At 64.3% G+C, this 13,372-nt stretch carries 14 protein-coding genes; 2 read left to right on the top strand and 12 right to left on the bottom strand.

Annotation, left to right across the window (positions count from 1 at the left end):
- Window positions 1–4: 4 nt before the first annotated feature.
- From ACVOLI_RS05805 to ACVOLI_RS05780, 6 genes are all read right to left on the bottom strand, one after another.
- The gene (locus tag ACVOLI_RS05805) at window positions 5–319 is read right to left on the bottom strand and encodes a hypothetical protein (protein WP_481533891.1); all 315 of its coding nucleotides are present in this window, start codon (window positions 317–319) and stop codon (window positions 5–7) included.
- A gap of 55 nt (window positions 320–374) precedes the next feature.
- Window positions 375–1,958 (bottom strand): FAD-binding oxidoreductase, encoded by a 1,584-nt coding sequence (locus ACVOLI_RS05800; RefSeq protein ID WP_481533890.1) that lies wholly within the window; start codon window positions 1,956–1,958, stop codon window positions 375–377.
- Complete coding sequence (locus tag ACVOLI_RS05795) at window positions 1,955–2,617, bottom strand: hypothetical protein (protein ID WP_481533889.1); 663 nt, start codon at window positions 2,615–2,617, stop codon at window positions 1,955–1,957. Before ACVOLI_RS05795 ends, ACVOLI_RS05800 begins: the two co-directional genes overlap by 4 nt.
- A gap of 1 nt (window position 2,618) precedes the next feature.
- A complete protein-coding gene (locus ACVOLI_RS05790) occupies window positions 2,619–3,338 on the bottom strand; it encodes a hypothetical protein (protein ID WP_481533888.1) in 720 nt (239 codons plus the stop codon).
- On the bottom strand, window positions 3,335–3,826 hold the full coding sequence (locus ACVOLI_RS05785) for a VOC family protein (RefSeq protein ID WP_481533887.1): 492 nt from the start codon (window positions 3,824–3,826) through the stop codon (window positions 3,335–3,337). Before ACVOLI_RS05785 ends, ACVOLI_RS05790 begins: the two co-directional genes overlap by 4 nt.
- 67 nt (window positions 3,827–3,893) lie before the next feature.
- A complete protein-coding gene (locus ACVOLI_RS05780; protein WP_481533886.1) occupies window positions 3,894–4,325 on the bottom strand; it encodes a c-type cytochrome in 432 nt (143 codons plus the stop codon).
- A gap of 304 nt (window positions 4,326–4,629) precedes the next feature.
- On the opposite strand from ACVOLI_RS05780, the gene ACVOLI_RS05775 reads away from it, so the two are divergent.
- Window positions 4,630–6,543, top strand: a complete 1,914-nt coding sequence (locus tag ACVOLI_RS05775) for an alpha/beta hydrolase family protein (RefSeq protein WP_481533885.1) — start codon at window positions 4,630–4,632, stop codon at window positions 6,541–6,543.
- A 109-nt stretch (window positions 6,544–6,652) separates the two neighbouring features.
- The gene (locus ACVOLI_RS05770) at window positions 6,653–7,429 is read left to right on the top strand and encodes a glucose 1-dehydrogenase (RefSeq protein ID WP_481533884.1); all 777 of its coding nucleotides are present in this window, start codon (window positions 6,653–6,655) and stop codon (window positions 7,427–7,429) included.
- An 8-nt stretch (window positions 7,430–7,437) separates the two neighbouring features.
- On the opposite strand, the gene ACVOLI_RS05765 is transcribed toward ACVOLI_RS05770, so the two are convergent.
- The 6 genes from ACVOLI_RS05765 to ACVOLI_RS05740 all read right to left on the bottom strand — a co-directional run.
- Window positions 7,438–7,833, bottom strand: a complete 396-nt coding sequence (locus ACVOLI_RS05765) for a c-type cytochrome (RefSeq protein ID WP_481533883.1) — start codon at window positions 7,831–7,833, stop codon at window positions 7,438–7,440.
- Between the two features lie 472 nt (window positions 7,834–8,305).
- Window positions 8,306–9,190 carry a methylisocitrate lyase gene (gene prpB / locus ACVOLI_RS05760; protein ID WP_481533882.1) on the bottom strand — a complete coding sequence of 295 codons (885 nt, stop codon included), beginning with the start codon at window positions 9,188–9,190 and terminating at the stop codon, window positions 8,306–8,308.
- Window positions 9,191–9,218: 28 nt separating this feature from the next.
- A complete protein-coding gene (locus ACVOLI_RS05755) occupies window positions 9,219–10,898 on the bottom strand; it encodes an electron transfer flavoprotein-ubiquinone oxidoreductase (RefSeq protein ID WP_481533881.1) in 1,680 nt (559 codons plus the stop codon).
- Between the two features lie 63 nt (window positions 10,899–10,961).
- Entirely contained in the window at window positions 10,962–11,882 is a 921-nt protein-coding gene (locus ACVOLI_RS05750; protein ID WP_481533880.1) for a polysaccharide deacetylase family protein, read from the bottom strand.
- Complete coding sequence (locus ACVOLI_RS05745) at window positions 11,879–12,814, bottom strand: polysaccharide deacetylase family protein (protein WP_481533879.1); 936 nt, start codon at window positions 12,812–12,814, stop codon at window positions 11,879–11,881. The genes ACVOLI_RS05750 and ACVOLI_RS05745 overlap by 4 nt, the downstream gene beginning before the upstream one ends.
- On the bottom strand, window positions 12,811–13,372 hold a 562-nt coding region (locus tag ACVOLI_RS05740), incomplete at its 5' end, for an isochorismatase family protein (protein WP_481533878.1). The genes ACVOLI_RS05745 and ACVOLI_RS05740, both read right to left, overlap by 4 nt.

The raw sequence follows: 13,372 nt of genomic DNA, 5'->3' as shown, positions 1-13,372 counted from the left end.
TGCCTCAGCACACCAGTACGAACTGGCCCAGGAAAATACCGAAACCCAGCATCCACATCGCCAGCATCGCTGGAACCCCGGCGATGCGCAGCAGCCAGCGTGGCTTCGGCCGCGCATTGCGTGTTGCGCGGAAGATCAACAGCAGCAACACAATGCCGCCGCCAACGAACAGCGCGAAGATCGACCAGCCCAGCAGCCAGAACGCAGTGGATTTGCTCGATTCCTGCGGGCACTGGGCCATTGCCAGCGCGGCCGGTGACACCATGGAAAGGGCGACGATGGATAGCAACCGGGCCAGTCCCGGCGAAGCAACAGACATGTGGAGGATTCCCCCCTGATGGATGCGTCAACGGTGATCCTGCCACATCTTACGGTCAGAGCCCCAATACGCCGGGGTTCATGCGCCGCTGCGGATCCAGCAACCGCTTGATGTCGCGCAGCAGGGCGGCAGGCGGATCCTCCAGTTCCGAAAGGAACGGATAGGTACGCCCAATCTGATTGGAAGCGCCCCCCATCCGTGCGAACAGGGCGCAGGTCAGCTGCCGCAATTGCTCGACCAGCGCCCGCGCATCGGGATTGTCCGGCCCTTGCGCAAAGGTCTGCAGCAGCGCTGGCTGCACCGTGGCTGCGTGCAGCGGCTGCCAGTTGTCCTGCCAATGAAACACAGCCTCGAAGCTGAAGCTGTAGTTGCATAGCGCCGAGCACAGATACGTAACGCGCACGCCACAGTGTTCGATCTCGGCAGCGTGCGCGGCGATCAGCTGTTGATGGGCGCGGATCAGTGCTGGCGCGCGTGAGTGCGCCACCTTGACGTTCAATGCCGCCCAACGGCTGCCGTTGGCGCCCAGCACCGCGTTGAGCCCGGGGAAGGGATCGGCGCGGGCAATACGTGGCACGGTTGCGGCGATCCCGCTGCCGCCGTGTTGCTGGGCCAGCGCCCGTGCCGTTGACAGATCATGTTCAACCGCCGCCGGACTATTGCCCGCGGCAACCAGATGCAGGCTGAAGGCATCGGCGGGAACGACCCGGCGCCCGGCCCTGGCCATGCCGAGCAAGGCACTGCACTTGCTGGCAACGCCCGGGGTGCTCTCGAGCACCTGCCGCAGCGCCCGCAGCGCGCCAGCCACGCTGCGGGCGCGCTCGACATTCGCCGCCACCGCACCGGCATCCAGCACATAGGCTTCCTCGGCCAGGCCCGCGCGGGCAACGGCTGACAATGCACGCGCGGCGGATTCGAAATCGGTGAACGCGAAGGAGGCGTAACCGTTGTGTGCAGGCAGCGGAATCAAGCGGAACGCAGCACGGGTCTTGATGCCGAAAGCGCCGCCGTCATGCATGAACAGGCCGGTGGTGTCCGGGCCGAAGTTGCGGAACACCGGTTCGGGCGCAGCCTTCAGCGCCCACTGCCCGGTGCGCAACACGTCGCCATCGGCGGTGATGACTTCAACGCCGAGTACATTGTCGGCGGCCGATCCATAGCGCGCGCTGCCGAAGAACAAGGCACCGTGGCTGAGCCCGCCACCAATGCTGGCGCCTGCACCGGAGAACGTACCGAAGTACGGCACGCGCAGGCCCAGTGGTGTGAGCGCGTCATGGAGTTGTTTCCAGGTCACCCCTGCCTGCGCCACCACGTACATGTCCTCGGCGCTGATATGTTCGATCTGGTTCAGCGCGGACAGATCCACCAGCACACTGCCACTGCTTTCACACAGGTAACCGCCGGTATAGCTCAGGCCGCCGCCACGCGGGATGACCGATAGCCCCGCAGCGGTGATGCGTGCAACCGCCTGTGCCAGGCAAGCACTGTCGCGCGTGCGGATGACCGCCAGCGGCGGCGGCCCACTGCTGTACAGGTCGCCGGCCATCAACTGCAAGGTGTCGCCATCGCACAGGACCGCGTCCTCACCCAGCAACCCGCGCAGATCTGCCAGCAACACGTTGTGATCGTTCATTGTCATGTTGGCTTGAACACGCTGACGAACACGATTGCGGCAATGAACAGCCACAGCACGCCAAGCACCGAGGTCGCTTTGACATAGGTACGGCGGATGATGGCATTGCTGGCATCGCTCGGGCCTTCCTGCGCCATCACCTTCCAGGTGTGGAAGTGCGCGATAAGCGCCAGCCGTATGCCGACGCCGGACGCCATCACCCCGGCGTACAACGCCAGCTTCCAGCGCAGCCATGCGGGCATGTCCCAGCCGCCGCCGAGCAGGCCGGTAGCCAGGCACAGCAGCAGCGCCATGAACAGGTAACGGGAGCCGCGGTCGATCGCCGCCAGGTGTGCACCCAGGCGGGTATGCCGTAGCTGGTGCACGGCTTCGACGAAGATCAACCACAACACGCACAGCACAGCGGCGATGGCGGCGGTGGTGTAAGCACCGGGTATCAAGCCATACAGCGCGGCCAGCGAGAATCCCAACCCGGCCTGCAACACCAGTGCGTAGCGCACGTGCTGGTCCACGTGCATCACATGCTCCATCAACCGGCTGCGCTCAACGAAGGGAATGTTGCTGCCATTGCAGACGTAGCGGTAGGTGCTGTTGATCACCAGTTCCGAGCCCAGCCAGTAGCCAAGCACGGCGATGTGCGCGACCAGCAGGATCTGCAGCAGCACGTCAGTGCTCCTGCACGTGATAGCTGCTCAGCTCGTAGGCGGTCTGCATATAGCCCGTGACGCTGGCGCGCAGCAGGATGTAGTGCTCATCGGCGCTTACCCACAGATCGTAATCAGGGTGCTCTTCCGGCATGCCGACATCGAGGATGCGGAAGTGCCGTGCCTTGAAGCGGCCGGCGATGACATCGATCTCTTCCTCACCGATGTATTCGATGGCCAGTTGTACCGGGTAGATCATTGGGCCGGTAGCGCCACGATGATCCGGCGAGGACAGCAACATGAAGAAACGCTGCTTGCCCGGCCCCTGCGCCAGATCGTAGAGCGACATCGCATAGGCATCGTTGATGATGGCGTGGTTGCCGAAGGCCCGTAGCGGCGACTGCAGCGGGAAGCGCTGGCAGATGCGCCCCTCCACCGTAGTCGAGGATTCGCACTGGGCCTCGCTGGCGTTGAAGGTGAACCAACCCGAGCCGCGGAACTGGCCGCCAACGGCGATGCGCACGAAGCATTCCTGCGGCATGTTGCTGGAATCCACGCGCAGGTTGACGTCGCGCACAACAGCGGGCGCATCGTCGATCTCGCAATGCGCGGCCAGCACGCGCGAGCCGTCGCGGTGCACGTCCAGGCGGAAGCTTTCGCGGCCGCGTTCGGCGCCCTGCCGGTGGCCCTGGTTGCTGGTGTACTGGATGCTGCCGGTGATGGAACGGGCGATGCCGGTCATGCCGTGGTCTCCTTGGGAAGCGGTTCAATCTGCAGGATGCTTACCTGCACGTGGTCCGGGTCGTAGACGATCATTTCGCGGTACAGGCCGGCCGGCGAACGGGCGCTGGCGGTGTGCTTGGGATAGGCGAGTGGCGGCGTCAGGAAGCGGTACCCGGCTGCCCCCAGCGCGCAATGCAGCGCATCGAAACAACCGGTGGACAGCACCAGCGCTGCCTGCCCGTGGGCAGGTTTGCCCAGCGGCGGTGCAAGCGTGTTCAGCGCGGTCTGGCTGATCTCGAACAGGCCGACGATGACCGCTGCTTCCGCTTCGGCCGCGAGCATTGCGATACGGATGCGGCAGGCGGGCAACTGCAGCAGTCCGCCTGCCATCGGCCCTTCCAGGGTCTTTTCCTCGACCACCACCAAGCCCAACGTGTCGCGGTAGAACCGCAGCGAGGCATCCAGGTCGCGGCAGAACAGGGTGAAGCGCTCGAACTGAAGGTGCATGTCACTCCTCGTTGCTGCGCGGGGTGCCATCGGCGGTGGTTCTGTGGCCGTGCTGGCAGGAACAACGTCAGGGGGCCGACAGATACTCGATCAGCGCCTGCCGGCGCGCCGCATCCGGTACGGCGATGACCATGCGTGTACCAGGCACCCGCTTCGTCGGTGCTGCCAGATAGGCATCCAGTTGTGCGGCGTCCCAGGTGATGTCGCTGGCGCGCAGGGCGGGTGAGTAATCGAAGCCGGGATTGCTGCCGGCCTTGCGCCCGAGCAGGTCGTGCAGGTTCGGCCCCATCCTTTGTGGTGCGCCGGCATCGCGGCTGTGGCAGGTCGCGCACATCGCGAATGCCTGTTCGCCGCTGATTGCGGTGGTGGTCGCGGCGGGCGCTGCCTGGGCTTCGGCCGCGGCCGGAGATGCAGCAGGCGCACTGGCGGCGGTCGGCTCGCGTTGTTTGCTGCAGCCAATGACGAGCAATGAGGCGACGATGATCAACATGGAGCGCATGGCGGGACCTTGCAGGAAACCAGAAGGGCGGGAGTACAGCGGACAGCTGGAAGGAGGCGGCGTCGGTTGGGCAGTTGCGGCCCGCTTGCCGCCCATGCGACAGGCTTGGTATTTGTCCGGACAAGTAAATATCAGAATGCCGGCGCGAAGAAAAGCTGCAAGGTTGCATGGCCTGCGCCTGCCCGGTTTCGCGCTTGCCGAATCTCCTCCGAATGCGGTCTTCTAGCCGAAGAGGAAATGACATAGGCTCCCATTCAGGAATAAGACCGTTGGGGAACGCGTCATGGGAAAAGCAGGGAAAGCGATGTTCCGATCCATGTTGCTGTTGGCGTGCCTGGCATGGCCGGCAGCCGCGCAACAGGTGCCGGTGGAGGTGTTTGCCAAGGCCAGCCCGTTTTCGATGCCGACGCTGTCGCCGAGTGGCGAATACCTGGCAATGGGCACCGACTTCGGTGGAGGCAACCACGCGGTGCAGATACTGCGCCTGAGCGACATGCAACGCACCGCGGTGCTGCGCCTGCCGCGCTTTGAAAGCCCGTACCAGATCATCTGGGTAAGCGACAAACGGCTGGTAGTCGCCAAGGGGAGAAAATACGGTTCGCTGGAAAAGCCGCTACCGATGGGCGAGATCGTCGCCAGCGATTTCGATGGACAGAACCAGCGCTATATCTACGGCTACGAGCAGCAGAATGCCGCCGCGGGCCTGGACCGTGGCTTCGGTTTCATCGAGGGCGTGGCCCAGGGCAATGATGACCGCTTCTACATGCGTCAGCTCAAGCGCAACCCCACCAACTCGATGTTGTACCTGGTGGATGCGGGACCACGTCCCAACTTCAAGTTGATTGCCAGCATCAATGTGCCGAGCCTGGAGTTCGTGATCGACCGCAATGGCGTAGCGCGCTACGCATGGGGGCGCGACGATGACGACAACTACCTGCTGTACGCCTCCGGGGACGGGCAGCGCTGGCAGCCGGTCCTACAGGAAAACGTCGGTGGCGTCTGGACGCCCTATGTGTTCTCGGCCGACAACCAGCGTGTGTATGGGAGCTTCAGTCGCAACGACGGGCCGGTATCACTGGTATCCAGCGCTGCAGACGGCAGTGACCGGGACACCCTGCTCGCGGATGGCTTCAGCAACGTCGGTTTGTCGCAATGGACGCGCGATCCGGCGGTACCGTTTGCTGCCTCGCCGGTGACGGGGCGTCCACAGTTGCAGTACTTCGACCCGGGCAAGCCGGAGGCGGAGCTGCACAAGGCCTTGGCGGACCTGCTGCCGGCACAGCACGTGACCTTCGACGACGTGAGCCGTGACGGGCAGACGATCCTTGTGCACCTGGCCAGCGACCGTGATCCCGGCGGTTGGTACGTATTCCGGCGTGCGACCAACAAGCTGGAGAAGGTGTTGGCGCCCCGCGAGGGTATCGACCCAACGCTGATGGCCGAGCGCCGCCCGGTGCGTTTCAAGGCTGGTGATGGAACGGAACTGGAGGCGATACTGACCATTCCGCGCAACAGCGAGGGACGAAGGCTGCCAACCGTATTGTTGCCGCACGGTGGTCCGCACGGTGTAAGTGACGATTGGTTCTACGACAACGACGCACAGTTCCTCGCGAATCGCGGCTATCTGGTGGTGCAGGTCAATTACCGCGGCAGTGGTGGCCGCGGCCACGCATTCGAAGAGCTCGGTTACCTGCAGTGGGGAACGCGCATCCAGCAGGACGTGCTGGATGGCTTGAACCATGCGGCTTCCCTGGGCCTTGCCGATACCTCGCGTGTATGCAGTTATGGCGCGAGCTTCGGCGCGTACTCGGCGATGATGCTGGCCGCGCGGCAGCCGGAGTTGATCCGCTGTGCGGTGGGTCTGGCCGGTGTCTATGATTTGAAGATGATGTACAAGAAGGGCGATATCAAGGACCACGCCTTTGGCCGCAACTACCTGACGCGCGTCATCGGACGCAACGACGAGGAGTTGGCGGCCAATTCGCCGACCTCGCTTGCGTCCAGCATCAAGGCGCCGGTGTTCCTCGCCCACGGTGAGCGTGACGAGCGCACGCCGATTGCACAGGCCAATGCGATGCGTGCGGCCCTGGTTTCCGCCGGCAAGCCGCCGGAGTGGATGGCGGTTGCGGGCGAAGGCCATGGCTTCTACAACGACGACAACAGCGCGGCGTTCTATCGTGCGCTGGAAGCGTTCCTGGCGAAGAATATCGGCCAGTAAGCCTGCACCGGCGCCGGTCGCGCTTGCCGAAAGTTGCCATCACCCCGCCGCTGGTGGTGGGGTGTATGGTGTCCGGGTCGATGAATCGCCCGGACAGGAGCACGTAACCATGATCCCGCAAGCGCATTTCGATCTCGCTGGCAAAGTGGCCATCGTCACCGGCGGTGGCAACGGTATTGGTCGCGCCAGTTCCCTGATGTTGGCGGCGTATGGCGCGGCCGTCGCCATTGCCGACCTGAAGCTTGCTGCTGCAGAAAAGGTGGCAGCGGAGATTGTCGCGGCCGGCGGCAAGGCCTTGGCCCTGGAGTGCAACGTGCTCAAGGACGAGGACCTGGTTCGCGTGGTCGAGCGCACGGCGGCTGAACTTGGCGGCATCCACATTCTGGTCAACAACGCCGGTGGCGGTGGTGCCGGGCGCGAGAGTCCATTCGAGATCAGCGTGGAGCAGTTCGAGCGGCCCTTCCAGATCAATGTATTCAGTGCGTGGCGGCTGTCGCAGCTGTGTGCGCCGCACATGAAGCAAGCGGGCTATGGCTCGATCATCAACATGTCGTCGATGAGCTCGATCAACAAAAGCCCGGCGATCAGTGCCTATGCTGCGTCAAAAGCGGCGATCAATCATATGACCGCGAACCTCGCGCATGACTATGGCCCGGCCGGGATCCGGGTCAATGCGGTGGGGCCGGGTGCGGTGCGCACGGATGCCTTGGCGACGGTGCTGACGCCGGAGATCGAGGGGCGGATGCTGTCGCATACGCCGATCAAACGCCTGGGTGAGGCCGACGACATTGCCGGTGCCGTGCTGTACTTCGCCGCGCCGATCTCCAACTGGGTCAGTGGCCAGACCTTGTTCGTCAATGGTGGCGGTGTGCAGACGCTGGATTGATGCCCTGCTTATTCCGGTAGCGTGGACAGGAACTCGATCACGGCCTGGCGGCGTGCCGGGTCGGAGGTGGCATTGACCATCTTGCTGCCGGGTACCAGTTTGGTCGGTGACTTGATGAAGGCATCCAGGGTCTGCGCATCCCAGATGATGCCGCTGGCCTTCATTGCGTCGGAGTAGTTGTAGCCCGGAGCGGTGCCGGCCTTGCGGCCAATCACGCCATGCAGATTGGGGCCAACGCGGTGGCCGAGGTTGGCGCGGGTGTCGTGGCAACCAGCACAGATGGCGAATGCGCGTTCGAGTTCGCGTTGATGTGGATCGGCATTGGCCGAGTGGTTGAAGGCATCGCGCTGGCCGCAGGCGCTGAGCGTCAGGCAGGCGAGGGCGATCAGTGGAAGGCGGGGCATTGCTTTCTCGGTGCAGGGGCGGCCGTGGTTGTTCGGCGTTGGCAATGATGGCTGGTGCTGGGAGGGGAAGCAAAGGCTCAAGCAAGAGCCCCCCTCATCCGCCCGTTGGGCACCTTCTCCCGCAAGCGGGAGAAGGGAGACTTCATGCATTTTTGGGTCTGTTGGAAAGCGCTCGAAGCAGAAGCTCGAAGCAGAAGCCCCCTCATCCGCCCGCTGGGCACCTTCTCCCGCACGCGGGAGAAGGGATGCTTCAGAGCATTGCTTGAGCTTTGGCTTTTCGGCTCCGGACAGAGTTGGCGGAGTGCGCCGAAGCTAGTGATGCCGGCCCATGCAGAATCGCGACGAAGCAGCCCCTCTCCCGTTTACGGGAGAGGGGTAGGGGTGAGGGCAGCTTTTGAGCTTTTGGCATTTCAAGCTTCTAAGCTTCCAGGCATTCCGGCTCATAGCTTCAAAGCCCCCCACCAAAAAATCATCACTTCTTCCCAGCAAACGTCCTATCCAGACTCTGCTCAAAGGTGTGATACCCGATCCGCTCATACAGTTCCTCGCGGGTCTGCATGGTGTCCACCACATTGCGCTGGTGGCCATCGCGACGGATCGCGGTGTACACGTTCTCCGCGGCCTTGTTCATCGCGCGGAACGCCGACAGCGGGTAGATGCACATCGCAACACCCACCGAACCCAGCTCTTCGGTCGAGAACAGCGGCGTCTGCCCGAACTCGGTCAGGTTGGCCAATACCGGCACCTTCACCGCATCGACAAAGCGCTTGTAGGTCTCCAGGTCATACGAGGCTTCGGCAAAGATGCCATCGGCACCGGCCTCGACGCAGGCCAGCGAACGCTCGATCGCCGCGTCCACGCCTTCCATCTGGATCGCATCGGTACGCGCGATCAGGAAGAAATCCGGATCGGTCTTGGCATCGGCGGCGGCCTTGACCCGGTCCACCATCTCGCCCAGCGACACGATTTCCTTGTTGGGGCGGTGGCCGCAGCGCTTGGCACCGACCTGGTCTTCGATATGGCAGGCCGCCGCACCGGCCTTGATCAGTGACTTCACCGTGCGCGCGATGTTGAACGCGCTCGGGCCAAAGCCGGTGTCGATGTCCGACAGCAGCGGCAGGTCACAGACGTCGGTGATGCGGCGGATGTCGGTGAGCACGTCGTCCATGGTGTTGATGCCCAGGTCCGGCAGGCCCAGCGAGCCGGCGGCGACGCCGCCACCGGACAGGTAGACCGCACGGAAGCCCGCCCGCTTGGCCAGCAACGCGTGGTTGGCGTTGATCGCACCGGGGATCTGCAGCGGGCTTTCCTGTGTGAGCGCCGCGCGGAAGCGGGCGCCTGGACTGACAATGCTCATCAAAACTCCTGTGGGTTGATGGCGACGTTTACATCGCCGGATAGTTCGGTCCGCCACCACCCTGCGGGGTCACCCACACGATGTTCTGGGTCGGGTCCTTGATGTCGCAGGTCTTGCAGTGCACGCAGTTCTGCGCGTTGATCTGCAGGCGGGTGTCGCTGCCTTCGCCGACGAACTCGTAGACGCCAGCCGGGCAGTAACGTGCCTCAGGGCCGCCATAGGTGGCCAGGTTGACCTTCACCGGCACGCTGGCGTCCTTCAAGGTCAGGTGGCTGGGCTGGTCTTCCTCGTGGTTGGTCGAGGACAGGAACACCGAGCTCAGGCGATCAAACGTCAGCACGTTGTCCGGCTTGGGATAGTTGATCTTCGGCTGGCTGGCGGCCGGCTCCAGGCACTCGTGGTCGGCCTTGGTGCGGTGGATGGTCCACGGCGCATTGCGGATGCCCAGCTTGGGCAGCAGCCACTGTTCGATGCCGGTCATCAGCGTGGCCAGGGTGCGGCCCTTCTTGAACCACTGCTTGAAGTTCTTGGCCTGCATCAGCTCGGCCTTCAGCCAGCTGTTCTCGAAGGCTTCCGGATACGCCGTCAGCTCATCGCGCGAGCGACCGGCGACCAGCGCATCGAACGCGGCCTCGGCGGCCAGCATGCCGGTCTTGATCGCGGCGTGGCTGCCCTTGATGCGGCTGACGTTGAGGTAGCCGGCTTCGCAGCCGACCAGCGCGCCGCCCGGGAACACGGTCTTGGGCAGCGACAGGATGCCGCCGGCGGTGATCGCACGTGCGCCGTAGGCAACGCGCTTGCCGCCTTCCAGGTGCTTGCGGATCGCCGGATGGGTCTTGAAGCGCTGGAATTCCTCGAACGGACTCAGCCACGGGTTCTTGTAGTCCAGGCCGACCACATAGCCGATCGAGACCTTGCCGCCTTCGGCGTGGTACAGGAAGGCACCGCCGTAGGTGTCGTTGTCCAGCGGCCAGCCGGCGGCGTGCACCACCAGGCCCGGCTCGTGCTTGGCCGGATCGATCTGCCACAGCTCCTTGATGCCCAGGCCATAGGCCTGCGGGTCCTTGCCGGCGTCGAGCTTGAACCTGCTGATCAGCTGGCGGCCGAGGTGGCCGCGCGAGCCTTCGGCGAAGATCGTGTACTTGGCATGTAGTTCCATGCCGCGCTCGTAGTTCGGGCCCGGCGTGCCGTCCTTGTGGATGCCCATGTCGCCGGTGGCCACGCCCATTACCGCGCCGTTCTCGTCGTACAGCACTTCGGCGGCGGCAAAGCCCGGGAAGATCGACACTTCCAGCGCCTCGGCCTGCTGCGCCAGCCAGCGGCTGACTTCGCCCAGGCTGATGATGTAGCTGCCATCGTTGTGGAAGCATTCCGGCAGCAGGGCATGCGGCGTGCTCTTGGCGCCGGTTTCATTCAAGAACAGGAATTCGTCGCGGGTGACGGCCTGCCGCAGCGGCGCACCGCGTTCCTTCCAATCCGGGAACAGCTCGTTGAGCGCGCGCGGGTCCATCACCGCGCCGGACAGGATGTGCGCGCCGGGCTCGGAGCCTTTCTCCAATACGCACACCGACAATTCCTGGCCCTTCTCGACCGCCAGCTGGCGCAGGCGGATGGCGGTGGCCAGACCGGCAGGGCCGGCGCCGACGATGACGACGTCAAATTCCATCGCTTCGCGCGGCGGCAGGGCGGTGTTGGCTTCAGTGTTCATGCAAGGGCTCTTGGGTAAAGGCCGGCGCGGTTTGGGCGACGACGGTTGCCTGGAACCGCCGCCTCAACGTGAGGCGGCGATGATCTGCGAAGGCGCAGCGTTCCAGATCAGCCCTGCGTTGTCTGCCAGATGGGCGAACACGCGTTCCAGGTGCTTGATGCGGTGCGGCTGGCCCATCACCCACGGATGGATGTTGAGCGCGAGCAGGCGACCCTGTCCGCTGCGCTGCGCTTCCTCCAGCAGGAAATCGCAGGCATCGACCATCTGGTCCGCATACTCGGCCTCGGCATGCAGATTTTCGCCGACGATGAAGCGATCTTCCAATTCCAGTGACAACGGCAGTGCGGTGAGCGGGCCGTTGGCGGTCTGGAAGGGGTAGGGCAGCTCGTCGTTGATCCAGTCACCAAACCACTGCAAACCGGCCTGTTGCAGCAGTTCCGGGGTGTTCTCGGACTGCGATCTGGCCGGCGACAACCAGCCCTGGATGGGACCGTCCGAATACGGGGCCAGCGCGGCCAAACTGCGCTGGATGTATTCAGCTTCGCGCGCCGGGTCCAGCCCGCCGTAGTGCACGCTGTCCATGTTCCAGCCGTGCGCGACCAGCTCGGCGCTGCGCGCCTTCAACCTGCGCAGCAGGGCCGGATAGCGCTCGGCCAGCTCGCCGTTGACCGCAGTGCTGGCGCGCAGACCGTACTTTTCCAGCGCATCCAGTACGCGGAACACGCCGACCCGGTTTCCGTAGTCGCGCAAGGTGTAGTGGCGCAGGTCCGGGTAGGGCATGACCATCGCGCCGTGCGGCTTGAAGCCCTCGCCTTTGGGGTTGAGTGGGAAGTGCTCCAGGCTCAGGTTGATCCACAGCGCCAACGGCTTGTCGTCGGGCCAGCGCACGGCCGGGCGCTCGGCCAGCATCGACCAGCTGTAGCGCGCATGGTCCATGCCATGGCGCAGCTGCGGGTACTCCAGGAAGCTGCGATCCAGGCTCATGCCGCGTCCTCCGCATTGATCGCCGCCATCGAGGCCAGCGCATCGTCGTAGTGCTTGTCCAGATAATGCTGGGCGATCTCGCGGCCGGTGGCCTTCCACACCTTGTCGTGGCTGCAGATGTAGTCCATCGCGTCGTGGAAAGCGGCCAGACGATGCGGATGACTGACCTGGTAGGCATGCAGCGGCACGCACATCACCGTGCCGGAGTGCTCGCCTTCGGCGTACAGGCGGTCGAAGGCGTCCTTGATCATCTGCCCGTAACGACGCGGCTCGATCTTGTTGGTGACGTAGACGATGGTGTCGTTGAGCTCCAGCGAGTACGGCACCGACACGAAGCGCTTGCCCGAGCGGGTTTTCACTGGCGTTGGCTGGTCGTCGTGGAACAGGTCGCAGGTATACAGGCCACCGGCCTCGGCGAACAGGTCGATGGTGGCGTCCGAATGCGACAGCGCTGGTGCCAGGTAGCCGTCGCAGTGCTGGCCGGTGTGTTCGGCGATCAGCGCCATCGAGTGCGCGATCATCTCCCGCTCCTGCGCCTCGTCCATGCCGTAGGTGTAGCGGGTGTTGTAGATGCCGTGGCTGAAGAATTCCCAGTTGCGCTCGGCTGCCATCTGGATCACTTCCGGATGGTGCTTGAGCATGGCCGTGGACAGCGATACCGAGCCGCGCAGGCCGTACTGGTCCATCACCCGCATCATCCGCTGGTGGCCGACGCGGTTGCCGTAGTCACGCGTGCCATAGCCCTGGATGTCCGGCAGCGGCCGTGGCCACGGCTTGCGCTGCGGGTTGGCCGGCGGCGCGTACTCGTAGAACTCGATGTTGGGCGCGATCCACAGCGCCACGCGGGCACCGCCCGGCCATTCGATCTTCGGCCGGCTGTCGTAGGGCCAGTAGTCGAACAGGCCCGGGTCGGACTTGGTCGTGGCGTTCATGCGCGCAGCGCCTGCAGCTGTGCGGCCACATGCTCGACCGGCTCCACGTCGCCGTACTTGAGCATGATGTCGCTGAGGTTGGCGAAGTGCGGGATCTCGTGCTTGTCGGCCACGCATTCCTCCGGAACGATGCTGCGGTAGCCGCGCGACAGGCTGTCGATCACGCAGGCGCGGATGCAGCCCGAGGTCGAGCCGCCGGTGATGATCAGCGTGTCGATCTTGTGGAAGGTCAGCAGCGACCACAGGTTGGTTTCGAAGAACGGGCTGGCCATGCGCTTGTGCATGACGATATCGCCGGGCTGCACGTCGGCGCGTGGATCGAACTGCGCGCGCTCGGAGCCGTGCTTGATGTTCTGCAGCGAGTCCGGCGTGTTGGTGCGTGTGCCCCAGGTGCCGGCGTCTTCGCCCGACTCCAGGTACGCCACATAGGTCCACACCACCGGCAGGCCGAGCGCGCGCACCTGCGCCGACAGCGCATTGATGTGCTCGATCTGGCGCGGGTCGGTCTCATACGCGGTCTTGAACGCGGCCAGGTCGGTATAGGCGCGTTGCACATCG

The sequence above is a fragment of the Stenotrophomonas sp. STEN029 genome (assembly GCF_056760015.1).
This window is presented reverse-complemented; position numbering and strand designations above follow the sequence as displayed.